The organism is Billgrantia aerodenitrificans, assembly GCF_021404405.1.
Lineage (GTDB): Bacteria > Pseudomonadota > Gammaproteobacteria > Pseudomonadales > Halomonadaceae > Halomonas > Halomonas aerodenitrificans.
On record NZ_JABFTV010000001.1, the window covers coordinates 153,246 to 176,642 of the forward strand.

Sequence of the window (23,397 nt, forward strand, 5' to 3'; positions counted from 1 at the left end):
CCGATCACGTTTCGACAGGTTCTCCATGACACGATATATCTTCGTGACCGGCGGCGTTGTGTCCTCTCTTGGCAAGGGCATCGCGTCGGCCTCGCTGGCGGCGATTCTCGAGGCGCGTGGCCTCAAGGTCACCATGCTCAAGCTCGATCCCTACATCAACGTGGATCCGGGCACCATGAGCCCCTTCCAGCACGGCGAGGTGTTCGTCACCGAAGATGGCGCCGAGACCGACCTCGACCTGGGCCACTACGAGCGCTTCATCCGCACCAAGATGACCCAGGGCAACAACTTCACCACCGGCCGCGTCTACGAGCACGTGCTGCGTCGTGAGCGCCGCGGCGACTACCTGGGCGGCACCGTGCAGGTGATCCCGCATATCACCGACGAGATCAAGCGTCGTGTGTATGCCGGCGGCGAGGGCTTCGACGTGGCGCTGGTGGAGATCGGCGGTACCGTGGGCGACATCGAGTCGCTGCCGTTCCTCGAGTCGATCCGCCAGATCCGCAGCGAGCTGGGGGCGAGCCGGGCGATCTTCATGCACTTGACCCTGGTGCCCTACATCAAGACCGCCGGCGAGACCAAGACCAAGCCGACCCAGCACAGCGTCAAGGAGCTGCGCTCCATCGGTATCCAGCCCGACATCCTGATCTGTCGCAGCGAAGTCGAGCTGGAAGAGACCGAGCGGCGTAAGATCGCGCTGTTCACCAACGTCGAAGAGCGCGCCGTGGTGCCGCTGCAGGACGCCGACACCATCTACCGCATTCCGCTGATGCTCCACGAGCACGGCCTCGACGAGATCGTCTGCGACAAGCTGCGTCTCGAGGCGGCGCCGGCCGATCTCACCGAGTGGGTTCACGTGCTCGATGCCAAGCTCAACCCGCTGAAGTCGATCAACATCGCCATGGTCGGCAAGTACATGGAGTTGCTCGACGCCTACAAGTCGCTCAACGAGGCGCTGATCCACGCCGGCATCCAGACCCGGGTCAAGGTCAACGTCGACTACATCGACTCCGAGATCATCGAGCGTCAGGGCACCGAACGCCTGGCCGGCAAGGACGCGATCCTGGTGCCTGGCGGTTTCGGCGAGCGCGGCGTGGAGGGCAAGATCGCGACCGCCCGCTACGCTCGCGAGAACGGCATTCCCTATCTCGGTATCTGTCTCGGCATGCAGGTGGCGGTGATCGAATTTGCCCGCCATGTGGCCGGTTGGGAAGATGCCAACTCCACCGAGTTCACCCACGACACCCAGCATCCGGTGGTCGGCCTGATCACCGAGTGGATCAACGCCGAGGGCAAGATCGAGCTGCGTGACGCAGCCTCGGACCTGGGCGGCACCATGCGCCTGGGCGGCCAGGTGTGTCACCTTGCAGCGGGCAGCAAGGCGCGCGAGGCCTACGGCAGTGACGAGATCGTCGAGCGCCATCGCCACCGTTTCGAAGTCAACAACCAGTTCATCGAGCAGTTGGAGAAGGCCGGTCTGGTGGTCTCCGGCAAGAGCGTCGACAATTCGCTGGTGGAGATGATCGAGCTGCCCGACCACCCTTGGTTCGTGGCCTGCCAGTTCCATCCCGAGTTCACCTCCACGCCGCGCGACGGCCATCCGCTGTTCACCGGCTTCGTCAACGCGGCGCTGGAGCACAAGGCGGCGCGCGCTCGCGCGCTCTCCTCGCATCAGGAGTGAGACCATGTCTGCCATGACCCCGTCCACACCCGAACGTCATATCTCCTTTGCCGGCCTCACCGCCGGCAATTCTTTGCCGCTGATGCTACTTGGCGGCATGAACGTGCTGGAGTCCCGTGAGCTGGCCCTCGAGGTGGCCGAGACCTATGTCGAGGTGACCGACCGGCTCGGCATGCCCTATGTGTTCAAGGCCAGTTTCGACAAGGCCAACCGCAGCTCCATCCACTCCTTCCGCGGCCCCGGCCTGGAAAAGGGGCTGGAGATACTGGCCGAGATCAAGCAGCGCTTCGGCGTACCGGTGATCACCGACGTGCACGAGCCGTGGCAGGCCGAGCCGGTGGCCGAGGTGGCCGACATCATTCAGCTGCCGGCCTTCCTGGCGCGCCAGACCGACCTGGTAGTGGCCATGGCCCGGACCGGTGCGGTGATCAACATCAAGAAGCCGCAGTTCCTGGCACCCCACGAAATGCGCCACATCATTCGCAAGTGCGAAGAGGCGGGCAACGATCGCGTGTTGCTTTGCGAACGTGGATCGAGCTTCGGGTATAATAATCTGATCGTCGACATGCTCGGTTTCGGTGATATGAAGCAGACCGGCTGTCCGGTGTTCTTCGACGTCACTCACTCCCTGCAGCGCCCCGGCGGACGCGCCGATAGCGCCGGCGGGCGTCGTCAGCAGGTGGCCGAACTGTCGCGTGCCGGCATTGCCGTGGGCCTGGCCGGGCTCTTCCTCGAAGCGCATCCGGACCCCGACAATGCTCTGTGCGACGGCCCCTGCGCGCTGCCGCTGGACCAGCTCGAACCCTTCCTGACCCAGGCGAAGGCGCTCGACGATCTGGTCAAGGGCTTCCCGGCGCTGAAAATCGAATAAAGCCGAGAGAGAAAAAGCGATTCCCATGACTCAATCAACGCTGACTGAATGAAAGGACGATAGAGATGACCAAGATTGTCGATATCCAGGCCCTCGAGGTGCTCGACTCCCGAGGCAACCCCACCGTGCAGGCCGAAGTGCGTCTGGAGAGCGGCGCCGTGGGCGTGGCCTGTGCCCCGAGCGGTGCCTCCACCGGCTCCCGCGAGGCCCTGGAGTTGCGTGACGGTGACAAGTCGCGCTACCTGGGCAAGGGCGTGCTGAAGGCGGTGGAAGCAGTCAACGGCGCCATTCGCGAGCGGCTCGTCGGGATGGATGCCCGTGACCAGCGCGGTCTCGACAATGCCATGCTCGAGCTCGACGGTACCGACAACAAGGCCAAGCTGGGCGCCAATGCCATCCTCGCCGTGTCGCTGGCGGCGGCCAAGGCGGCAGCCAATGCCAAGGGTATGCCGCTGTATGCCCACATCGCCGAACTCTACGGCCAGCCGGGGCAGTACAGCATGCCGGTGCCGATGATGAACATCCTCAACGGCGGCGAGCATGCCGACAACAACGTCGACATCCAGGAGTTCATGGTGCAGCCGGTGGGCGCAGCGAACTTCCGCGAGGCGCTGCGGGTCGGCGCCGAGATCTTCCATGCGCTGAAGAAGGTGCTTTCGGCCAAGGGCCTCTCCACCGCCGTGGGCGATGAGGGCGGCTTCGCGCCCAATCTGGAATCCAACGCCGAGGCGCTCGCCGTGATCAAGCAGGCCGTCGCCGATGCCGGCTACGAGCTCGGCCGCGACGTGACCCTGGCGCTCGACTGCGCCTCTTCCGAGTTCTACAAGGACGGCCAGTACAATCTCTCCGGCGAGGGTAAGGCCTTCGATGCCAATGGCTTCGTCGACTATTTGGCTGAGCTGTGCGACCAGTACCCCATCGTCTCCATCGAAGACGGCATGGACGAGTCCGATTGGGATGGCTGGAAGGCGCTGACCGACAAGCTCGGCGACAAGGTGCAGCTGGTCGGCGACGACCTGTTCGTCACCAACACCAAGATCCTCAAGCGCGGTATCGACGAGAAGATCGGCAACTCCATCCTGATCAAGTTCAACCAGATCGGCTCCCTCTCCGAGACGCTGGACGCCATCAAGATGGCTCAGGACGCTGGCTTCACCGCCGTCATCTCCCACCGCTCCGGCGAGACCGAGGACACTACCATCGCCGATCTGGCGGTGGGTACCTCGGCCGGCCAGATCAAGACCGGTTCGCTATGCCGTTCCGATCGTGTCGCCAAGTACAACCGCCTGCTGGTCATCGAGCAGCAGCTCGGTGAGCGTGTCGGTTATCCTGGCCGCTCTGCCATCAAAGGGCAGTGAATGGGTCGTGATTGAGCGCTGAGCCGACGATATCGCTGACAATTTTGTAGGAAATTGCCTACATAGAGGCGACGATTCAAGCTTAGTCTACCTAGGAAAACCGACGCCTTGGGTGTCGGTTTTTCTTTATCTCATTGTTTTTAAAGAATTTGGCTTTTTCGCTGTCAACCGGTCAGATTCGGCGAGGTTGCCAGAGGCGCGTTTGCGTCTTTTGGAGGAAATGCCAGAATGCGTGTGGGACAAGGCAGAGCGGGAGGCTCTCCAGCAGGATGCAACGGGATGCTTGATTCGTGGCACGCCCGGTGTGACAGGAAGTCGCCTCCGGGCAGGGAAGCTTGCCATTGGAGAGAGGGCGGAAGGAGCCGCCCAAGGAAATGCTGGGAGCCGGGCGGCCTTAGGGCCGCCTTTTTTTGCGCTGGAAACAAGCAATGCCGAAGGCCGCTTGGCCCTCGGCCGGACTTACGCTCAGTCGGGCTGGTCGCCCGATCGGATTAATTGCACGATCGGACTAGTCGCACGAAAGAGCCCAGGTCGGGAAGAGGGCGCTCAGCGCTCCAGGTACTGCAGCTTGCCCGGCTTGCCATCCCACTCCTCGGCGTCGGCCGGCGGATCCTTCTTCTCGGCAATGTTCGGCCATACCTCGGAGAGTTCGGCGTTGAGCGCGATGAACTCCTCCTGGCCTTCGGGCAGCTCATCCTCCGAGAAGATCGCTTCGGCTGGGCATTCCGGCTCGCACAGGGCGCAGTCGATGCACTCGTCCGGATGGATCACCAGGAAGTTGGGCCCCTCATAGAAGCAGTCCACCGGGCAGACCTCGACGCAGTCGGTGTACTTGCACTTGATGCAGTTTTCGGTGACGACAAAGGTCATGCCTGTCTCCCTCATTCGCAGCCGGACCGTGGTTTGTCCGGCTGGTGATGTTCGGTATCTTTTTTAAGCCTAAAAGTTATAAAAAACTAACTTCTTATAATGGCGGAAAAATTGGACGCTTCATTCTAGACATGCCGTCCCGTGTGAGCAAGCGACACGCTACCTACAGCTGCTCTCGCCAGCTATAGATCAACTCCAGCGCCCGGCGCGGCGTCAGCTCATCCGGGTTCAGATCGGCCAGGGCGTCGAGCAGCGGATGCGCTGCGCTGGCGAACAGGTCGCTCTGCATCGGCTTGGCATCGTCGCCCCGCGGCAGGCCGCCGCCGCGACTGCTCTGGTCGACCTCCTGCTGCTCGAGCTGCGCCAGCTTGTCCCGCGCCCGCGCGATGACCGACTGCGGCACGCCGGCCAGCTGGGCCACCTGCAAGCCGTAGCTCTGGCTGGCGGGGCCCTCTTCCACCCGGTGCATGAAGACAATGCCGTCGCGATGCTCGGCGGCGGTGAGGTGTACGTTGGCCACCCCTTCGGCCTGTTCGGCCAGCGCGGTCATCTCGAAGTAGTGGGTGGCGAACAGGGTGAAGGCGCGGGTGCGCGTCAGGTGCTCGGCGCTGGCCCAGGCCAGCGACAGCCCGTCGAAGGTGCTGGTGCCGCGGCCGATCTCGTCCATCAGCACCAGGCTGTGGTCGGTGGCGTTGTGCAGGATGCTGGCGGTCTCGGTCATCTCCACCATGAAGGTGGAGCGCCCGCCGGCCAGGTCGTCCGACGAGCCGATGCGGGTGAAGATGCGATCCACCGGGCCGATGCAGGCCTCGTCGGCCGGCACGAAGCTGCCGGTGTGGGCGAGCAGGGTGATCAGCGCCGCCTGGCGCATGTAGGTCGACTTACCGCCCATGTTGGGGCCGGTGATCACCAGCATGCGGCGCTGCTCGTCGAGCACCAGGTCGTTGGGCACGAAGGGAGCGTCGCTGACGTGCTCCACCACCGGGTGACGCCCGCCGCGAATCTCGATGCCCGGCGCCTCGCCGAGCCGGGGCCGCGAGAAGCCCAGCGCCTGGGCGCGCTCGGCGAAGGCGCAGAGCACGTCCAAAGCGGCCAGCGCGCGGCCGGTGCCCTGCAGGGGGGCGAGCTCGGCGTTGAGCGAGTCGAGCAGGCCGTCGTAGAGCAGCTTTTCGCGGGCCAGAGCACGCGACTTGGCCGACAGCGCCTTGTCCTCGAACTCCTTGAGTTCGGGAATGATGAAGCGCTCGGCGTTCTTCAGGGTCTGACGACGTACGTAGTCCACCGGCACTTCACGGGCCTGGGCGCGGGGAATCTCGATGTAGTAGCCGTGTACGCGGTTATAGCCCACCTTGAGCCCGGCCAGGCCGGTGCGCTCGCGCTCGCGGGCTTCGAGCTTCACCAGGTAGTCGCCGGCGTGCTCGGCCAGGCCGCGGTAGTCGTCGAGTTCGGCGTCGAAGCCGTCGCGGATCACGCCGCCGTCGCGGATCACCACCGGGGGATTGTCGAACAGCCCCCGGGCGAGCATGGCGGCAAGCTCGGGATAGGGACGGATATGGTGGGCCAGTTCGTCCAGGGCGGTGCCTTCGCTATAATCTTGCAGTTCACCCTGAAGCTCCGGCAGGGCGAGCAGGGCGTCGCGCAGGCGGGCCAGATCCCGCGGCCGGGCGCTGTAGAGCGCTACCCGCGCCAGAATGCGCTCCACGTCGCCGATCGCCTTGAGCAGCTCGCGCAGGGCGACGAAGCCCTCCTGCTCCAGCAGCAGGGCGACCGCGGCCTGGCGCCCCTGCACCTGGCTGCGGTCACGCAGCGGACGGTTGAGCCAGCGCTTGAGCAGCCGCGAGCCCATGGCAGTGGCGGTGGTGTCGAGCACGCTGGCCAGCGTATTGTCGCCGCCGCCGCCGAGATTGATGTCGATCTCCAGATTGCGTCGGCTGGCGGCGTCGATCACCACAGCGTCGTCGCGGTTCTCCACCCCCAGCGCGGTGACGTGGGGCAGCGGCGAGCGCTGGGTGTCGCGGGCGTACTCCACCAGCACCCCGGCGGCGGTAAGTGCGGCCTCCAGATGAGCACAGCCGAAGCCGCGCAGGTCCTGTACCTGGAACTGGTCGCACAGCAGCCGCGTGGCCGATTCGAGATCGAACAGCCAGTCGCTCTGGCGGCGCAGGCCCGGCCGCCCTTCCAGGGCGGGAGGCAGCGACAGGCTCTCGGCGATGAGCAGTTCGGCGGGATCGAGACGCTGAAGCTCGGCGAGCATGTCGCCCTCGCCCTCCACCTCGAGCACGCTGAAGCGTCCGCTGGAGAGCTCCAGCCAGGCGATGCCCCAGCAGTCGCCGGCCGGGTGCACGGCCACCAGCAGGTTGTCGCGGCGGGCATCGAGCAGCGCCTCGTCGTGCAGCGTGCCGGGGGTGACGATACGCACCACGCGACGCTCCACCGGTCCCTTGCTCGTCGCCGGATCGCCGATCTGCTCGCAGATCGCCACCGACTCGCCGGCCTTGACCAGGCGCGCCAGGTAGCCCTCGGCGCTGTGGTAGGGCACGCCGGCCATGGGAATCGGCTTGCCGGCGGACTGACCGCGCTGGGTCAGGGTGATGTCGAGCAGGGCGGCGGCGCGTCTGGCGTCGTCGAAAAACAGCTCGTAGAAATCGCCCATACGATAGAAGAGCAGCACGTCGGGATGCTCGCGCTTGATCCTCAGATACTGGGCCATCATCGGGGTATGGGCCGGCATGGCCGTCTTGACCGCGTCGTTCATGCGTTCTCGGCTGGCTCGTCGATTGTGTGGGGCGTGGGAGGGCAAGGTTAACATGCGCGGCCCGGAGCCGACACGCTCGGGGTCTGCGGGATACTGTACAGATGGTCTGTCGCCGCGGGGAGGATGCGCTATGGTGGCAGGCAGTCCCACTCGATCAGGAGCGATACCATGCCGCATAGTGCTACCAGCCTGGCCAACCTCGATCTCACCACGCTGGCCGAGCGCCTCGGACGGCGCTGCCGCGAGCAGGGCGTCAGCGTGACCGCGGCCGAATCGTGCACCGGTGGTGGAGTGGCCAGTGCCATCACCGCGGTGGCGGGCAGTTCGGACTACTTCGAGACCGGCTACGTGACCTATTCCAATGCGGCCAAGGCCCGCCTGCTGGGCGTTGCCGAGGCGCTGATCGCCCAGCACGGTGCCGTCAGCCGTGAGGTGGTGGAGGCGATGGTGGCGGGTGCCTGCCGCGACAGCGGCGCCAAGCTGGGGGTGGCGATCAGCGGCGTGGCCGGCCCCGATGGCGGTACGCCGGAGAAGCCGGTGGGCACCGTCTGGCTGGCCTGGGGCAGCGAGCACGAGCAGCGCGCCGAGCGTTTCCAGTTTCCCGGCGACCGGCGGGCGGTGCGCGAGCGGGCGGTGCGCGAGGCCATCGTCGGGCTGATTCGCTACCTGGAGAACCCGCCGGGGCAATCACGTTGAACGAGTGACTAGGCGCGCGGCGTTTTTTTCGTCATACTACTGTCCAACCATACAGTGTCCGGGCGTGCTCCCCTTGGCGGCCCACCATTCATCATTTGTATTTGCAGCATTGTATTTGCAGCATTGCATTTGCAGCGTCTGCGAGTTCTGCGAGGAGAGCCTCATGGCACAGGATGAAAATCGTTCCAAGGCATTGAATGCCGCCCTTTCCCAGATCGAGCGGCAGTTCGGCAAGGGTACCGTGATGCGCCTGGGCGATGCGCCGCGGGTGGCGATGCCCTCGGTGTCCACCGGTTCGCTGGGGCTGGACATCGCCCTGGGCATCGGCGGCCTGCCCTTTGGCCGCGTGGTGGAGATCTTCGGTCCGGAATCCTCGGGCAAGACCACCCTGACCCTGTCGGTGATCGCCCAGGCCCAGAAGCAGGGCAAGACCTGCGCCTTCATCGATGCCGAGCACGCCCTCGACCCGAGCTACGCCGAGAAACTCGGCGTCAACCTCGACGACTTGCTGGTGTCGCAGCCGGACACCGGCGAGCAGGCGCTGGAGATCTGCGACATGCTGGTGCGCTCCGGCGGCGTCGACGTGATCATCATCGACTCGGTGGCGGCGCTCACCCCGCGGGCCGAGATCGAGGGCGAGATGGGCGACTCCCATGTCGGTCTGCAGGCGCGCCTGATGTCCCAGGCCCTGCGCAAGATCACCGGCCACATCAAGAACGCCAACTGCCTGGTGGTGTTCATCAACCAGATCCGCATGAAGATCGGCGTGATGTTCGGCAGCCCCGAGACCACCACCGGCGGCAACGCGCTGAAGTTTTATGCCAGCGTGCGCCTCGACATCCGCCGTACCGGTTCGGTCAAGCAGGGCGACGAGGTGACCGGCAACGAGACCCGTGTCAAGGTGGTGAAGAACAAGGTGGCACCGCCGTTCCGTCAGGCCGAATTCCAGATTCTCTACGGCAAGGGTATCTACCATGCCGGTGAGGTGATCGACCTCGGTGTACAGTGCAACCTGGTCGACAAGGCCGGTGCCTGGTACAGCTACAAGGGCAACAAGATCGGTCAGGGCAAGGCCAACGCCGCCCAGTTCCTCGAGGACAACCCGGCGGTGATGGAGGAGATCGAGAGCCAGATCCGCGGCCAGCTGCTGGCCACGGCGGCGCCCAAGGAGGAGGAGATCGCTGAGCCGCTGGCTGCCGAGGCCGAGCGCGAGGACGACCTGCTCTAAGCCAGGTCGCACTAAATCAGGTTGCTCTAAATCATGCCATTGCAGCCCGGCTCCGAGCGTGCGTCGTCCCCGCGGGACGACGCCATCCGCCTGCTGGCCCGGCGCGAGTACACTCGCGCCGAGCTGACACAGCGGCTCGCGGCGCGTGCCCACTCGGCAGAGGCGATAGCCGCCTGCCTCGATACCCTGGCCGACGAAGGGCTGCAGTCCGACGCCCGCTTCGTCGAGAGCTTCGTGCGCTCGCGCATCGCGCGCGGCCAGGGTCCGCTGAAGGTGCGGGCCGAGCTGGAGCGGCGCGGCGTCGAACGCGCCCTGATCGCGACCGCACTGGCCGAGGTCGAGCGGGAGGGCGAGGTCGATTGGTTCGAGCTCGCCGCCGCGACGCTGGCGCGGCGCTACTCCCTGCCGGACAGCACCCCCCGTGAGCGCGCCCGACGCGAGCGCTTCCTGGCGTCTCGCGGCTTCGAATTCGAGCATGTGCGCTACGCCCTCGAGCGTCTCGACTCGGTCGAATGACGTTCGCTTGGGCGCCTCCTCTTTAGTCGCTTGACAACTGCGTTATAATGCCTCCCTTTGTGAACGCCCTCGGTGGCGCTCCTGACACGCCAAGGCGTGCGAATTCGGCCATGTGAAGCGGCGCCGAGCGCGCCTGCCCGTCGGGTGACCACGCTCATCGCCACGGATATGCCATGAAAAGCGCAGACATCAGACAGGCCTTTCTGAATTACTTCGAGGAGCACGGGCATACCGTTGTGCCATCCAGCTCCCTGGTGCCGGGCAACGACCCGACGCTGCTGTTCACCAATGCCGGCATGGTGCCGTTCAAGGACGTCTTCCTCGGCCGTGACCCGCGCCCCTACGTGCGTGCGGCCTCGTCCCAGCGCTGCGTGCGCGCCGGCGGCAAGCACAACGACCTCGACAACGTCGGCTACACCGCACGGCATCACACCTTCTTCGAGATGCTGGGCAACTTCAGCTTCGGCGACTACTTCAAGCGCGACGCCATCCGCCTGGCCTGGACCTTCCTCACCGAGCGCATGGGGCTGCCGGCCGAGAAGCTGTGGGTCACGGTGTTCACCGAAGACGACGAGGCCTACGGCATCTGGGCCGACGAGATCGGCGTGCCGCACGAGCGCATCGCGCGTATCGGCGCCAAGGACAACTTCTGGCAGATGGGCGATACCGGCCCCTGCGGCCCCTGCTCGGAGATCTTCTACGACCACGGTCCCGAGGTGTGGGGCGGCCCTCCCGGCACTCCCGAGGAGGACGGCGACCGCTACATCGAGATCTGGAACCTGGTGTTCATGCAGTTCGACCGCGATGCGGCCGGCAACCTGAACCCCCTGCCCAAGCCCTCCATCGATACCGGCATGGGCCTCGAGCGGGTGGCAGCGGTGCTCCAGGGCGTGCACTCCAACTACGAGATCGACCTGTTCCAGAATCTGCTCAAGGCGGCGGCCGATGCCACCGGCCATGCGGATACCGACACGCCCTCGCTGCGGGTCATCGCCGACCATATCCGCTCCTGCGCCTTCTTGATCACCGATGGCGTACTGCCCTCCAACGAGGGCCGCGGCTACGTGCTGCGCCGGATCATCCGCCGCGCCATTCGCCACGGCCACAAGCTCGGCGCCAAGGAGCCGTTCTTCCACAAGCTGGTGGCGGCTCTCGATGCCGAGATGGGCGATGCCTATCCCGAGCTCCGTGAAGCCAGCAGCCAGGTCGAGCGCATCCTGCTCAAGGAGGAGGAGCAGTTCGCGCGCACCCTCGAACACGGCATGAGCCTGCTCGAAGAGGCCCTGGCCGGGCTCCAGGGCGACGTGCTGCCGGGCGAGACGGTATTCAAGCTTTATGACACCTACGGCTTCCCCTATGACCTCACCGCCGACGTCTGCCGCGAGCGCGGCGTGAGCCTGGACGAAGCCGGCTTCGAGCGTGAGCTCGAGGCCCAGCGCGAGCGCGCCCGTGCCGCCAGCCAGTTCGGCGCCAGTCAGGGCGTGGCGCTGGAGCTCGAGGGCGAGACCGCCTTCACCGGTTACGAGCGGCTCGAGGATCGCGCCACCGTCACCGCCATTGCCGACCATGAGGGCAACGCTCTGGTCGCGCTCGAAGCCGAGCAGCGCGGCATCGTGGTGCTCGACCGCACCCCCTTCTATGGCGAGTCCGGCGGCCAGGTGGGCGACACCGGCTACCTGACGCTCGACGGCGGACGCTTCCTGGTCACCGACACCCAGAAGCAGGGCGGTCATCACCTGCATCACGGCGTGCTGCTCGAAGGCCGCCTGAGCGTGGGCGCCGAGGTATCACCTCAGGTCGATGCCAAGCTGCGCGGCGCCACCATCCGCAACCACTCCGCCACTCACCTGATGCACAAGGCGTTGCGTCTGGTGCTGGGCGACCACGTGCAGCAGAAGGGCTCGCTGGTGACGCCGGAGCGGCTGCGCTTCGACTTCAGCCACTTCGAGGCCATGACCCCGGCGCAGCTCGCCGAGGTGGAGCGTCTGGTCAACGAGCAGGTCCTGGCCAATGCGCCGACCCGCATCGAGCAGATGACCCTGGACCAGGCCAAGGCCAAGGGTGCGGCGGCGCTGTTCGAGGCCAAGTACGCCGACAGCGTACGGGTGCTGACCATCGGCGCCGACGACTTCTCCATCGAGCTGTGCGGCGGCACCCACGTGGCCCGCAGCGGCGACATCGGCTGCTTCCACATCGTCAGCGAGCAGGGCATTGCGTCGGGCGTGCGCCGCATCGAGGCGATCACCGGCGAAGGGGCGCTGGCCTACTTCCGCGAGCAGGAAACGCGGCTGGCGCGCATCGGCGAGCGCCTCAAGGCCAAGCCGGAGCAGGTCGAGGAGCGCGTCGAGTCGCTGGTGGAGCGTAACCGCAGCCTGGAGAAGGAGCTCGAGCGGCTCAAGGCCAAGCTGGCAAGCGCCGCGGGCAGCGACATGCTCGCGCAGGCTCAGGAGATCGCCGGGGTCAAGCTGCTGGCCACCCAGCTCGAAGGCGTTTCGGCCAAGGAGCTGCGCGGCGTGCTCGACCAGCTCAAGAACAAGCTGGGCTCTGGCATCGTGGTGCTCGGCGTGGCCGACCGGGAAGCGGGCAAGGTGAGCCTGATTGCCGGTGTCACCGACGATCTCACCGGCAGGGTCAAGGCCGGTGAGCTGGTCAATCACGTGGCCACCCAGGTGGGCGGCAAGGGCGGCGGTCGCGCCGACATGGCCCAGGCCGGGGGCAGCGACGTGACGGCCCTGCCGGCGGCTCTGGAGAGCGTCTCCGCCTGGGTCGAACAGCAGTTGCATTGAGGACGGTCGGGGCCGTGACGTTGCGTTACGGCCCTTTTCGTTGACGACTTTCACTCATCCGAGCGTGCATCGCTCGACAAACGAGGGAAAACCGTAGATGGCACTTTACGTACAGAAATTCGGTGGTACCTCGGTGGGCTCCGTGGAGCGCATCAAGGCCGTGGCCGAGAAGGTCAAGGGCTTTCGTGACGACGGCCATCAGGTGGTGGTCGTGGTCTCCGCCATGAGCGGCGAGACCAACCGTCTGATCGGCATGGCCAACGAGATCAACGACGAGCCCACGCCGCGCGAAATGGACATGCTGGTCTCCACCGGCGAGCAGGTGACCATTTCGCTGCTGGCGCTCGCCCTGCACAAGCTGGGCGTACCGGCCACCTCCTATACCGGCTCCCAGGTGGGTATCCTCACCGACAGCGCCCACACCAAGGCCCGCATTCAGCGCATCGAGACCGACGAGATGCGCGAAGACCTCGACGAGGGCAAGGTGGTCGTAGTGGCAGGCTTCCAGGGCGTCGACGAAGAGGGCAACATCACCACCCTCGGTCGCGGCGGCTCCGATACCACCGGGGTGGCGCTGGCGGCGGCGCTGGGCGCCGACGAGTGTCAGATCTACACCGACGTCGACGGCGTCTACACCACCGACCCGCGGGTCTGCTCGAAGGCTCAACGCCTCGACACCATCACCGTCGAGGAGATGCTGGAACTGGCGAGCCTCGGCTCCAAGGTGCTGCAGATCCGCTCGGTGGAATTCGCCGGCAAGTACAATGTCCCGCTGCGCGTGCTGTCCAGTTTCCAGGATGGCCCCGGCACCCTGATCGTTGCTGAATCCGACCAAGACGAGGACTCCATGGAAGAACCGCTGATCTCAGGCATCGCCTTCACCGCCAACGAGGCCAAGCTGACCCTGCTCCATACGCCGGACGTGCCGGGCGTGGCCTCGCGCATTCTGGGCCCGATCGCCGACGCCAACATCGAAGTCGACATGATCGTGCAGAACGTGGCACCGGCTGGCGACTACACCGATTTCACCTTTACCGTGGCCAAGGGCGACTACAAGAAGACGCTCAAGATCCTCGAGGAACAGGTGATTCCCGAGCTGGGTGGCGGTGAGGTCAACGGCGACGACAACATCGCCAAGGTCTCCCTGGTCGGCGTGGGCATGCGCTCGCATGCCGGCGTTGCCGCCAAGATGTTCCGCGTGCTGGCCGACGAGAACATCAACATCCGCATGGTGTCCACTTCCGAGATCAAGATCTCGGTCGTCATCGACGAGAAGCAGATGGAGCTCGCCGTTCGTGCCCTGCACACCGCGTTCGGTCTCGACAAGAGCGATATCGAGAGCGAATAAGAACGTAACAAGAACATTAACAAGGTAGGACGACTTCAGCGGGTGCTTCTTCTACTCTGGGGAGGTCTGCCGCGATGAGCGGTCCGGCTTCCCTTCAACGCTGTCATCGTGTCATGGTGGGGTTGGGTGGTGGTGACGCACCTTTGGTGCATAGTAGTACTAATGTGTTACATAATGAGAGCAACCTAGCGTCGATGGGATCGACGCGTATCCCGTTGCAAGTCGTCTGAGAAGGAGATCAGTCATGCTCATCCTGACCCGCCGAGTCGGTGAAACGCTGATGATCGGTGATGACATCACCGTGACCGTCCTTGGCGTCAAGGGCAACCAAGTACGTATTGGCGTCAATGCCCCCAAGGATGTCGCCGTACATCGTGAGGAAATCTATCAGCGCATCCAGCGTGAAAAGTCAGACGAAGAGGGTGGGAGCGGTCAGGCTTAGTAGACGACGTTGTCTCCGCCGGTTTCGGCAACAGGAAACAAATGTCTGAATACGCTGGACAAAGCGCGGTAGAAAAGATAGGATATGCGCCGTGTCGTTGAGGGAGAGGTGGCCGAGTGGCTGAAGGCGCTCCCCTGCTAAGGGAGTATGGGGTTTATAGCCCCATCGAGGGTTCGAATCCCTCCCTCTCCGCCATACGACATGGATCCATTGTTCGATGCGTATCGTTAGATGCGTGATGGTTCGAAGTGTGATGATGCGCCCGTAGCTCAGCTGGATAGAGTACCTGACTACGAATCAGGTGGTCGGAGGTTCGAATCCTCCCGGGCGCGCCACGAAGCATGATGAAGCGGTCATGAAAATGAGCGTCGATCGTGTCTCCGCAAAGCGCATGATTCGAAGCAATGGTGACTACCTGCAGGACCTCGGTCTTGCAATCCGCGCCCGTAGCTCAGCTGGATAGAGTACCTGACTACGAATCAGGTGGTCGGAGGTTCGAATCCTCCCGGGCGCGCCAGATTCAAAAACCCGTCCTCCTGTGAGGACGGGTTTTTTGCTTTTGTCAGCCCCTTTCTTCAGACGTGGCAGAGCGTGCCTGCAGGCGCTCCTGGCGGCGTGAGCCCGGGCTTCTGCGGCGCGTGCCCGAGCCCGGCCAGCAACCCTTCGAGCAGCCCTTCGAGATCGTTGATGCGCTTCACCGCCTGGAAGCGTCGCTCCGCTTCGTCGTTCCTATAGCGCATGTGGTTCAGCCACTGTTTTACCAGAGACGTGACAATGCGTTCGGGAAGTGTGCTACGCTGCAATGCAGCATATTCGGCAAGGATGGCAGCCCGTTCCTGCCACTGCGTATCGGGCAGTCGCTCGCCGGTACTCAGCCAGTGGCGGATGCGAGGTGCCAGTAGCGGATCGGCAAGGGCGCCTCGGCCCAGCATGACGTCGCGGCAGCCGGACAGCGTGCGCGCCTTCCAGTAATCCTCCAGGCTCCAGATATCGCCGTTGGCGACCACCGGAATCTGGATGTGACGGCGAATGCGGCCGATCCACTCCCAGTGGGCCGGTGGGCGATAGCCTTCGTCGCGGGTGCGTGCATGTACCACGAGCTGCGTAGCGCCGCCGTCGGCTGCCGCCTGGGCGCAGGCCAGCGCCAGGCGGCGATCAGAGAAGCCGAGGCGGACCTTGGCCGTCACCGGTATCGAGTCGCCTACGGCGTTGTGAACCGCGGCCACGGCGGCCTGCACGCGACGTGGGTCGCGCAGTAGCGAGGCGCCGCCGTCGTGACGGTTGACCAGCTTGGCCGGGCAGCCGAAGTTGAGATCGATGGCGCGGGCGCCGAGGTCTCGCGCCTGCTCGGCGTTGGCCGCCAGCGCTTCGGGATCGCTGCCGAGCAGCTGTAGCGCCACGGGAACCCCCGCCGGCGTGACTACCCCGGTTTCGAGCTCAGGGCAGTGGCGCAGGAAGACCTTGGGTGGCAGTCGTGCATCGACGACGCGGACGAACTCCGTCACCGCCCAGTCGAAACCGGGGCGGCGGGTAAGCAGATCGCGGGCATGGGCATCGATCACGCCCTCCATGGGGGCGAGTCCGATCCTTCCTTGTAGTAAAACAACAACGTTGGCTTCCACCATGGGGTGCTTGCAATTCATCCGGAGTGTGGCAGTTTAGATGGCCAACTTTTAAACGCTTGGCGTCATGTTTGCGGCAATTTAGCTCAAGAACTCGGCTCAAGAACAAGGGGGAGTAAGCATGCAGGATGAGCAGTTGCTACTCGATGGCCTGGCCCTGATGGGGGTCGGCATGGGTTTCGTTTTTGTTTTTCTTACCATTCTGGTGCTGGCCACCACCCTGATGTCACTGGTGGTTCGCCGCCTGGCGCCGTCCCCTGCTTCCCCGGCCACTGCGCCGACCTCGACCACGCCATCCGCCAAGGATGACGCCGAAATCATGGCCGTCATCAGCACCGCCATCCATCGCTATCGTCAGCGCCGCTGACGGCTGGCAGCGAACGCAATACTACTACACAACACGTCATTCACGGGGTCATTGTCATGAGCGAGACCAATCGCCCGCTGGGCATCACCGACGTCGTCCTGCGCGACGCCCACCAGTCGCTGTTTGCCACCCGCATGCGGCTCGACGACATGCTGCCGATCGCCGAGAAGCTCGACCGGGTCGGCTTCTGGTCGCTGGAGTCCTGGGGCGGTGCCACCTTCGACGCCTGTATCCGCTACCTCGGCGAGGATCCGTGGGAGCGGATACGCGCGTTGAAGGAGGCCATGCCCAATACGCCGCAGCAGATGCTGCTGCGTGGCCAGAACCTGCTCGGCTACCGCCATTACGCCGACGACGTGGTCGACCGCTTCGTCGAACGGGCCAAGACCAACGGCGTCGACGTGTTCCGCGTGTTCGATGCCATGAACGACCCGCGCAACCTGGAGCGGGCCATCAAGGCCGTGCGCAAGGTGGGCGGTCACGCTCAGGGCACCATCTCTTATACCGTGAGCCCGGTGCACACCCTCGACAGTTGGGTCGAGCTGGCCGAGACAATCGCCGACATGGGCGCCGACTCGCTGGCGATCAAGGACATGGCCGGCCTGCTGGCCCCCTACGATGCCTATGAGCTGGTCACGCGACTGAAGAAGGCGCTGTCGATCCCGATCCACATGCAGTGCCATGCCACCACCGGCATGTCCACCGCCGCCATCCTCAAGGCGGTGGAGGCCGGTATCGACAACGTCGACACGGCCATCTCGTCCATGTCGATGACCTATGGCCACAGTCCCACCGAGTCAGTGGTGGCGATTCTCAAGGGTACCGAGCGCGACACCAATCTCGACCTCGAGCTGCTCGAGGATATCGCCGGTTACTTCCGCGAAGTGCGCAAGAAGTACGCTGCCTTCGAGGGCTCGCTCAAGGGCATCGATTCGCGCATCCTGGTGGCCCAGGTGCCCGGCGGCATGCTCACCAACATGGAGAGCCAGCTCAAGGAGCAGGGTGCCGGCGACAAGCTCGACGACGTGCTGGCCGAGATCCCCCGTGTGCGCGAGGACCTGGGTTTCATCCCGCTGGTCACGCCCACCTCGCAGATCGTCGGCACCCAGGCAGTGATGAACGTGATGATGGGCGAGCGCTACAAGTCGATCTCCAAGGAGGTTCAGGCGCTGCTCAAAGGCGAGTACGGCGCCGCGCCGGCGCCCTTCGACAAGGCGCTGCAGAGTCGCGTGCTGGAGGGTGGTGAGCCGATCACCTGTCGCCCTGCCGATCTGCTTGAAGACGAAATGGACCGGCTCGCCGCCGAACTCAAGGAGAAGGCCAAGACCGACGGCATTCGCCTCGCCGAAGGCGAGCGCGAGATCGACGATGTCCTCACCTATGCGCTGTTCCCGCAGATCGGGCTGAAGTTCCTCAAGAACCGCGACAATCCCGATGCCTTCGAACCGGCCCCCCAGGCGCCGGGGCAGGAGGCCAGCCTGCCGGTGACCGCTCAGAAGGGCGAGGACAAGCTGCCGGCGACGCGTGCGGCGGCGCCTGCCGGCCCCGAGACCTATACGGTCAAGGTCAACGGCAAGCAGTACGTGGTGGAAGTGGCCGAGGGCGGCGAGATCGGTGCCGTGTCGGAGTCGGCCGCCCAGTCGGCGGCTCAGCCGGCGGCGGGTGTCGCAGGCTCGTCGGGTGAAACGATCACCGCCCCGCTGGCCGGCAACATCTTCAAGGTCAACGTGCGCCCCGGCGACAGCGTGCAGGAAGGCGATGTGGTGATCATCCTCGAGGCAATGAAGATGGAAACCGAAGTGCGGGCCGCCAGCAGCGGTACCGTGTCCGAGGTCAAGGTCGGTGAGGGCGACAGCGTCGCCGTCGGCGACACGCTGATCGTGCTGTAAGGGCTTCTACCATGGAAAAGCTGTTGACCCTGTGGGAGGGTTCCGGCCTCTACAACCTGACCTTCGGCCAGGTGGTCATGATCCTGGTGGGCCTGGTGCTGCTCTACCTGGCGATTGCCAAGAAGTTCGAGCCGCTGCTGCTGGTGCCGATCGGCTTCGGCGGCATACTCGCCAACATTCCCGAGGCGGGCCTGGCGATCTCGGCGCTGGATCAGGCCATCGAAGTGGCGCGCCCGGCGGTGCTGCAGCAGATGGCGGCGGCGCTCGGCGCTACGCTCGATCCGCTGGCCGGCGAGGAGGCGTGGCGCGCCACGCTAAAGGCGCTAGTCGACAACGGTGCTGCACCGGATCAGGTCCGCGCCGCCCGGGACATCGCCCTGAACGTCGGCTACGGCGACGGGCTGCTCTACGTCTTCTACTCTCTGGCCGTGGCTTCGGGCATCGCACCGCTGCTGATCTTCATGGGCGTGGGGGCGATGACCGACTTCGGCCCGCTGCTGGCCAACCCGCGCACCCTGTTCCTGGGAGCGGCGGCGCAGTTCGGCATCTTCGCCACCCTGTTCGGCGCGGTTGGCATGTCGGCTCTGGGCTGGATGGACTTCTCCATCGAGCAGGCCGCGGCCATCGGCATCATCGGCGGTGCCGACGGGCCGACCTCGATCTACGTGTCGAGCGTGCTGGCGCCGGAGCTGCTGGGTGCCATCGCCGTGGCAGCCTACGCCTACATGGCACTGGTGCCGATGCTGCAGCCGCCGATCATGCGGCTGCTGACCACGCGCAAGGAGCGCGCGATAGCGATGACGCAGCTGCGTCCGGTCTCCAAGCTGGAGAAGATCGCCTTCCCCCTGCTGCTGCTGATGCTGGTGGCGCTGTTCCTGCCCGATGCCGCGCCGCTGCTGGGCATGTTCTGCTTCGGCAACCTGATGCGCGAGTGCGGCGTGGTGGAGCGACTGACCGATACCGCGCAGAACGCCCTGATCAACATCGTCACCATCGTGCTGGGGCTGGCCGTGGGCTCGCGGCTGATGGCCGAGAGCTTCCTCGCGTTGGAGACGCTGGGCATCATGGCGCTGGGCATGGTGGCCTTCGCCATCGGTACCGCGGCCGGGGTGCTCATGGCCAAGCTGATGAACCTGGTGAGCCGCATGCCGATCAACCCGCTGATCGGTGCCGCCGGGGTGTCGGCGGTGCCGATGGCGGCACGGGTCGCCAACAAGGTGGGGCTCGAGTCCAACCCGCACAACTTCCTGCTCATGCACGCCATGGGTCCCAACGTGGCCGGCGTCATCGGCTCGGCGGTGGCCGCCGGGGTGATGATCAAGTACCTGGGCTAGCAGGGCCTCGATGAGTAACGACTACGGCACCCGAGGGTGCCGTAGTCGTTCATGCAGGTCACGCTACCAGGGCAGCACGGCACCGTCGGTACGCGGCTCGGTGCCGCCGCACAGTACGCCGGATGCCGGGTCGCGCAGGATGATCTGGCCGCGACCGAAGCTGATCGTGTCGGCGAGCTTGACGATGTGGTGGCCGCGCCGTGCCAGGGCTTGCGCCAGGTGGTCGGGGAAATGCGGCTCCACCTCGACGGTCTTGCCCTTGGTCCACTTCCAGCGCGGCATGTCCAGGGCCGCCTGAGGATTGAGCCGGTCCTCGAGCATTGCGGTGATCACCTGCACGTGGCCCTGGGGCTGCATGTAGCCGCCCATCACCCCGAACGGCCCCATTGCTTGACCATCCCGGGTGATGAAGCCGGGGATGATGGTGTGATAGGTACGCTTGCCCGGAGCCAGGGCATTGGCGTGGTCGGCATCGAGAGAGAAGGAGGCACCGCGGTTCTGCAGGCTGATGCCGGTGCCCGGGATCACGATGCCCGAGCCGAAGCCGTGGAAGTTGCTCTGGATGAACGACACCATGTTGCCCTCGCCATCGGCGGTGGCCAGATAGACGGTACCGCCCATGATCGGGTTGCCGTGGACCGGGTCGACGGCTTTCTCCCCGATCAGTCCGGCGCGCTGTGCCAGGTAATCGCCGGCGAGCATCTGCTCGACGCTCGGCTGCATGGCGTCGCGCTCGGTGATGTAGTTCAGTCCATCCACATAGGCCAGCTTGGTGGCCTCGATACGCCGATGCAGCGTCTCTACCGGGTCGCGCCCCTCCGCCCCCATCTGCTCGAGCATGCCGAGGGCTTGCAGCGCGATCATGCCGGAGCCGTTGGGGGGAATTTCCCAGATGTCGTGGCCGCGGTAGCGCGTGGAAATGGGTTCGACCCATTCCGGCTGGAAGGCGGCCAGGTCCGCCTTGCGCAGCAGACCGCCGTGCTCGCGGAAGAAGGCATCGATCTTGTCGGCCAGCTCGCCCTCGTAGAAGGCGCGGCCCTTGGTCTCGGCGATGGCGCGCAGCGAGCTGGCGTGGCCTGTCGACGACCAGCGCTCGCCGGGCCTGGGCGCGCGACCCTCGATTGCAAAGGTATCGAACCACGGCTTGAAGGCAGCATCGTCATAGGCCGAGTAGGTGTGGAAGGACTCGTCCCACATCTGGTGGGCCACCGGGGTGACCGCATAGCCCTGCTCGGCCAGTGCCACTGCGGGGGCAAGCAGGTCGGCGAAGGGCAGCTTGCCGAAGCGCTCGGAGAGGGCCGCCCATGCCGCCGGCGCGCCGGGCACGGTGACCGGCAGCAGGCCGTGAAGAGGCATGTTGGCATGACCCAGTGCCTTCATGGTCTCGATGGTGGCGGCCTGGGGGGCCGGCCCGCTGGCATTCAAGCCGTGCAGCTTGCCGTCGATCCAGACGATGGCGAAGGCGTCGCTGCCGATGCCGTTGGAGGTTGGCTCGACCACGCTCAGCGCTGCGGCGCTGGCGATGGCGGCATCCACGGCATTGCCCCCCTTCTGAAGGATCTGCATGCCCACCTGGGCGGCCACCGGCTGGGAGGTGGCGACCATGCCGCGGGTGCCGAAGGCGGCCATGCGTCGTGAAGGGCTGGGGTAGTAAAGCGCATCGTGTTGCATAAGGGATCCTTGAGGGGCTTGTTGATGGCAGGCGGCGGGCGTCTCAGCCCAGGAACAGGCCACCATAAACCAGAGCGCCGAGTACCACGAAGGCCGGGTGGGTACGAAAACGCAGCAAGGCGACCGCGGCCACCGCACCGATCAGCAGCGTGTGGAGCAGACCGGCGTTATTGATGCCCTCACTGAAGAAGCTCCAGGTCAGCCAGGCCATCATCATGGCAATGACGGGGCGTACCCACTGGCTCATGCACTGAACCCGCGGCGAGTTGCGGTGACGATGGAGCAACCCCAGCGCACACAGCATCAGCAAAAGCGAGGGGGCCACTGTCGCCAGCACCGCCACCATGGCGCCGCTGATACCGGCGACGTCATAGCCCACGTAGCCGGCCATCTTGGTGGCGATGGGGCTGGGCAAGGCGTTGCCCAGCGCCAGGGTCTCGGCAAATTGTTGTGCGTTCATCCAGCCGTAGCGACCCACCACCTCGGCTTCGATCAGAGGGATGATGGCCGGCCCACCGCCATAACCGATGATGTTGGGAATGAAGAAGGCGAGGAACAGCTCCCCATAGATCATGATGCACCCGCCTTGCGAGGCATGGGCCTCAGTAGCGCCGCCGCCAGGATGCCGCCGATCACCAGGCCGGGATGCACGCCTAGCAGGTAGATCAGCACGCCGGCCGCCGCCGCCATCGCGAGACTGACCAGCCAGCCGAGCACCAACTGCGACTTGTCGAGGAAGTCCCAGGCCAATTGACCCATCATCACCATCACCACCGGTACCACCGCTTGGCCCATACCGCGGATCCAGGCGACGTCGCGGTAGCGGCTGAATACCGTGAGCAGAGCAATCATGGCCACGATCATGGGTATGATGACGGCACCCACGGCAACGATGCAGCCGAGCGTGCCGGCGACCCGGTAGCCGATATAGCCGGGCATCTTGGTGGCGATGGGGCCGGGTAGGGTATTGCCGATAGCCAGGATGTCAGCGAACTCCTCGTCGCTGAGCCAGGCATGGCGTTTGACTACCTCTTCCCGTACCAGGGGTATCATGGAGGGGCCGCCGCCGAAGCCAAGCAGGCCGATGCGTGTGAAGGCCCAGAACAAGGTGCCAAGGGGCGCTTTGCTGGGCGCCTTCATGCGGCTACCTCATGTACATCGGTAATGGGAGCGATGATTGATTTAGTGTTCATCTGTCTTCTTAATGATAAAAAATCGATTGTTTGGGCTAGAATATAGGTTGAGCCCGAAAGCCGCGTCAACCTTCGTTGCCCAAACGAGCTGAGGAGGGAGCATGGGGATACCCAAACGCCAGGTGTCGTCGACAGCATCCAGCCGCATCTACGACACCCTGCGACAAGACCTGATCAACGGTCGTTTTACTGCCGGCGAAAAGGTCGCTATCAGCGCGCTCAAGGAGCGCTATGAGATCGGGCTGAGTCCGCTACGTGAGGCGCTGAATCGCCTGGCGGCTCACGGTTTGCTGATCCAGGAGAACCAGCGCGGTTTCCGCGTGCCCAGCATGGAGCGCAGCGAGCTCGACGATATCGCCGAGATGCGTCGCGAACTCGAAGGCATGGCACTGGAGCGTGCCATCCGTTTGGGCGATGCCGAATGGGAGTCCGAGTTGCTGGCCGCTGCGCACCGCTTGAAGCGGGCCGACATGGCGCCGGACAAGGTCGAGGAGTGGGAGCATTTCCATGCCTGTTTCCACCGCACCCTGGTGGCACCCTGCGGCTCGGCTTGGTTATTGCGCTTCATTGCGCAGCTGCATGATCAGTTCGACCGCTATCGGCGCATGGCACCGGAGGCACCCGAGGTGCGTCGTGTGCTGGACGCTCAGCATGGCGAGTTGGTGGAGCTGGCGTTGGAGCGTGATATCAAATCGGCTCGAGCGCTGATGGACGACCACATTCAGCGTTCGTATCAGGTGGCTCTGCAAGGTGTGTTGTCACCGGCCTGA

The 23,397-nt window shown here is 65.0% G+C and carries 19 protein-coding genes and 3 tRNA genes; 16 read left to right on the top strand and 6 right to left on the bottom strand.

The features are described from left to right. The first annotated feature begins 25 nt into the window (after positions 1–25). The 3 genes from HOP59_RS00740 to eno all read left to right on the top strand — a co-directional run bounded on the left by HOP59_RS00740 (position 26) and on the right by eno (position 3,910). Positions 26–1,681 carry a CTP synthase gene (locus tag HOP59_RS00740; RefSeq protein ID WP_234252422.1) on the top strand — a complete coding sequence of 552 codons (1,656 nt, stop codon included), beginning with the start codon at positions 26–28 and terminating at the stop codon, positions 1,679–1,681. Positions 1,682–1,694: 13 nt separating this feature from the next. Next, a complete protein-coding gene (gene kdsA / locus HOP59_RS00745; RefSeq protein ID WP_010630104.1) occupies positions 1,695–2,552 on the top strand; it encodes a 3-deoxy-8-phosphooctulonate synthase in 858 nt (285 codons plus the stop codon). 65 nt (positions 2,553–2,617) lie between these two features. After that, complete coding sequence (gene eno, locus HOP59_RS00750; protein WP_010630103.1) at positions 2,618–3,910, top strand: phosphopyruvate hydratase; 1,293 nt, start codon at positions 2,618–2,620, stop codon at positions 3,908–3,910. 546 nt (positions 3,911–4,456) lie between these two features. On the opposite strand, the gene fdxA is transcribed toward eno, so the two are convergent. Next, on the bottom strand, positions 4,457–4,780 hold the full coding sequence (gene fdxA / locus HOP59_RS00755) for a ferredoxin FdxA (RefSeq protein ID WP_010630102.1): 324 nt from the start codon (positions 4,778–4,780) through the stop codon (positions 4,457–4,459). 163 nt (positions 4,781–4,943) lie between these two features. After that, the gene (mutS, locus tag HOP59_RS00760) at positions 4,944–7,535 is read right to left on the bottom strand and encodes a DNA mismatch repair protein MutS (RefSeq protein ID WP_234252423.1); all 2,592 of its coding nucleotides are present in this window, start codon (positions 7,533–7,535) and stop codon (positions 4,944–4,946) included. A gap of 168 nt (positions 7,536–7,703) precedes the next feature. On the opposite strand from mutS, the gene HOP59_RS00765 reads away from it, so the two are divergent. From HOP59_RS00765 to HOP59_RS00805, 9 genes are all read left to right on the top strand, one after another. Further along, the gene (locus HOP59_RS00765; protein ID WP_010630100.1) at positions 7,704–8,231 is read left to right on the top strand and encodes a CinA family protein; all 528 of its coding nucleotides are present in this window, start codon (positions 7,704–7,706) and stop codon (positions 8,229–8,231) included. 163 nt (positions 8,232–8,394) lie between these two features. Continuing rightward, the gene (gene recA, locus HOP59_RS00770) at positions 8,395–9,459 is read left to right on the top strand and encodes a recombinase RecA (RefSeq protein WP_010630099.1); all 1,065 of its coding nucleotides are present in this window, start codon (positions 8,395–8,397) and stop codon (positions 9,457–9,459) included. A gap of 33 nt (positions 9,460–9,492) precedes the next feature. After that, complete coding sequence (locus tag HOP59_RS00775; protein ID WP_010630098.1) at positions 9,493–9,975, top strand: regulatory protein RecX; 483 nt, start codon at positions 9,493–9,495, stop codon at positions 9,973–9,975. A 173-nt stretch (positions 9,976–10,148) separates the two neighbouring features. Beyond that, entirely contained in the window at positions 10,149–12,761 is a 2,613-nt protein-coding gene (alaS, locus tag HOP59_RS00780) for an alanine--tRNA ligase (protein ID WP_010630097.1), read from the top strand. A 97-nt stretch (positions 12,762–12,858) separates the two neighbouring features. Next, complete coding sequence (locus tag HOP59_RS00785; RefSeq protein WP_010630096.1) at positions 12,859–14,109, top strand: aspartate kinase; 1,251 nt, start codon at positions 12,859–12,861, stop codon at positions 14,107–14,109. A 244-nt stretch (positions 14,110–14,353) separates the two neighbouring features. Further along, positions 14,354–14,551: a carbon storage regulator CsrA gene (gene csrA, locus HOP59_RS00790; RefSeq protein WP_010630095.1), complete on the top strand. Its 198-nt coding sequence runs from the start codon at positions 14,354–14,356 to the stop codon at positions 14,549–14,551. Positions 14,552–14,653: 102 nt separating this feature from the next. Then, positions 14,654–14,746, top strand: a tRNA-Ser gene (locus tag HOP59_RS00795). Positions 14,747–14,809: 63 nt separating this feature from the next. Next, a tRNA-Arg gene (locus HOP59_RS00800) sits at positions 14,810–14,886 on the top strand. 105 nt (positions 14,887–14,991) lie between these two features. Then, positions 14,992–15,068, top strand: a tRNA-Arg gene (locus HOP59_RS00805). A gap of 58 nt (positions 15,069–15,126) precedes the next feature. Here HOP59_RS00805 and HOP59_RS00810 read toward each other — a convergent pair. Beyond that, positions 15,127–16,122: a tRNA dihydrouridine synthase gene (locus HOP59_RS00810; RefSeq protein ID WP_010630094.1), complete on the bottom strand. Its 996-nt coding sequence runs from the start codon at positions 16,120–16,122 to the stop codon at positions 15,127–15,129. 172 nt (positions 16,123–16,294) lie between these two features. Here HOP59_RS00810 and HOP59_RS00815 point away from each other — a divergent pair, with 172 nt between their 5' ends. The 3 genes from HOP59_RS00815 to HOP59_RS00825 are packed head-to-tail and all read left to right on the top strand — an operon-like array spanning position 16,295 to position 19,763. After that, a complete protein-coding gene (locus HOP59_RS00815) occupies positions 16,295–16,540 on the top strand; it encodes an OadG family protein (RefSeq protein ID WP_234252424.1) in 246 nt (81 codons plus the stop codon). Between the two features lie 56 nt (positions 16,541–16,596). Continuing rightward, on the top strand, positions 16,597–18,429 hold the full coding sequence (gene oadA, locus HOP59_RS00820) for a sodium-extruding oxaloacetate decarboxylase subunit alpha (protein ID WP_234252425.1): 1,833 nt from the start codon (positions 16,597–16,599) through the stop codon (positions 18,427–18,429). 11 nt (positions 18,430–18,440) lie between these two features. After that, positions 18,441–19,763: a sodium ion-translocating decarboxylase subunit beta gene (locus HOP59_RS00825; protein ID WP_234252426.1), complete on the top strand. Its 1,323-nt coding sequence runs from the start codon at positions 18,441–18,443 to the stop codon at positions 19,761–19,763. Positions 19,764–19,826: 63 nt separating this feature from the next. Here the strand turns inward: HOP59_RS00825 and HOP59_RS00830 are convergent, their stop codons facing one another. Genes HOP59_RS00830 through HOP59_RS00840 form a run of 3 tightly spaced genes read right to left on the bottom strand, consistent with a single transcriptional unit; the run spans position 19,827 to position 22,574 of the window. Then, positions 19,827–21,434, bottom strand: a complete 1,608-nt coding sequence (locus HOP59_RS00830; protein WP_234252427.1) for a gamma-glutamyltransferase family protein — start codon at positions 21,432–21,434, stop codon at positions 19,827–19,829. Positions 21,435–21,477: 43 nt separating this feature from the next. Next, a complete protein-coding gene (locus tag HOP59_RS00835) occupies positions 21,478–22,008 on the bottom strand; it encodes a chromate transporter (RefSeq protein WP_234252428.1) in 531 nt (176 codons plus the stop codon). Continuing rightward, the gene (locus HOP59_RS00840) at positions 22,005–22,574 is read right to left on the bottom strand and encodes a chromate transporter (RefSeq protein ID WP_234252430.1); all 570 of its coding nucleotides are present in this window, start codon (positions 22,572–22,574) and stop codon (positions 22,005–22,007) included. Before HOP59_RS00840 ends, HOP59_RS00835 begins: the two co-directional genes overlap by 4 nt. 154 nt (positions 22,575–22,728) lie before the next feature. Between HOP59_RS00840 and HOP59_RS00845 the strand changes: the two genes are divergently transcribed. Continuing rightward, the gene (locus HOP59_RS00845; protein WP_234252431.1) at positions 22,729–23,397 is read left to right on the top strand and encodes a GntR family transcriptional regulator; all 669 of its coding nucleotides are present in this window, start codon (positions 22,729–22,731) and stop codon (positions 23,395–23,397) included.

What these genes read in the sequence shown, in the direction of transcription:
- HOP59_RS00740 (WP_234252422.1), top strand. Translation starts at nt 26, where the DNA reads ATGACACGATATATCTTCGTGACCGGCGGCGTTGTGTCCTCTCTTGGC.
- kdsA (WP_010630104.1), top strand. Translation starts at nt 1,695, where the DNA reads ATGACCCCGTCCACACCCGAACGTCATATCTCCTTTGCCGGCCTCACC.
- eno (WP_010630103.1), top strand. Translation starts at nt 2,618, where the DNA reads ATGACCAAGATTGTCGATATCCAGGCCCTCGAGGTGCTCGACTCCCGA.
- fdxA (WP_010630102.1), bottom strand. Translation starts at nt 4,780, where the DNA reads ATGACCTTTGTCGTCACCGAAAACTGCATCAAGTGCAAGTACACCGAC.
- mutS (WP_234252423.1), bottom strand. Translation starts at nt 7,535, where the DNA reads ATGAACGACGCGGTCAAGACGGCCATGCCGGCCCATACCCCGATGATG.
- HOP59_RS00765 (WP_010630100.1), top strand. Translation starts at nt 7,704, where the DNA reads ATGCCGCATAGTGCTACCAGCCTGGCCAACCTCGATCTCACCACGCTG.
- recA (WP_010630099.1), top strand. Translation starts at nt 8,395, where the DNA reads ATGGCACAGGATGAAAATCGTTCCAAGGCATTGAATGCCGCCCTTTCC.
- HOP59_RS00775 (WP_010630098.1), top strand. Translation starts at nt 9,493, where the DNA reads ATGCCATTGCAGCCCGGCTCCGAGCGTGCGTCGTCCCCGCGGGACGAC.
- alaS (WP_010630097.1), top strand. Translation starts at nt 10,149, where the DNA reads ATGAAAAGCGCAGACATCAGACAGGCCTTTCTGAATTACTTCGAGGAG.
- HOP59_RS00785 (WP_010630096.1), top strand. Translation starts at nt 12,859, where the DNA reads ATGGCACTTTACGTACAGAAATTCGGTGGTACCTCGGTGGGCTCCGTG.
- csrA (WP_010630095.1), top strand. Translation starts at nt 14,354, where the DNA reads ATGCTCATCCTGACCCGCCGAGTCGGTGAAACGCTGATGATCGGTGAT.
- HOP59_RS00810 (WP_010630094.1), bottom strand. Translation starts at nt 16,122, where the DNA reads ATGGAGGGCGTGATCGATGCCCATGCCCGCGATCTGCTTACCCGCCGC.
- HOP59_RS00815 (WP_234252424.1), top strand. Translation starts at nt 16,295, where the DNA reads ATGCAGGATGAGCAGTTGCTACTCGATGGCCTGGCCCTGATGGGGGTC.
- oadA (WP_234252425.1), top strand. Translation starts at nt 16,597, where the DNA reads ATGAGCGAGACCAATCGCCCGCTGGGCATCACCGACGTCGTCCTGCGC.
- HOP59_RS00825 (WP_234252426.1), top strand. Translation starts at nt 18,441, where the DNA reads ATGGAAAAGCTGTTGACCCTGTGGGAGGGTTCCGGCCTCTACAACCTG.
- HOP59_RS00830 (WP_234252427.1), bottom strand. Translation starts at nt 21,434, where the DNA reads ATGCAACACGATGCGCTTTACTACCCCAGCCCTTCACGACGCATGGCC.
- HOP59_RS00835 (WP_234252428.1), bottom strand. Translation starts at nt 22,008, where the DNA reads ATGATCTATGGGGAGCTGTTCCTCGCCTTCTTCATTCCCAACATCATC.
- HOP59_RS00840 (WP_234252430.1), bottom strand. Translation starts at nt 22,574, where the DNA reads ATGAAGGCGCCCAGCAAAGCGCCCCTTGGCACCTTGTTCTGGGCCTTC.
- HOP59_RS00845 (WP_234252431.1), top strand. Translation starts at nt 22,729, where the DNA reads ATGGGGATACCCAAACGCCAGGTGTCGTCGACAGCATCCAGCCGCATC.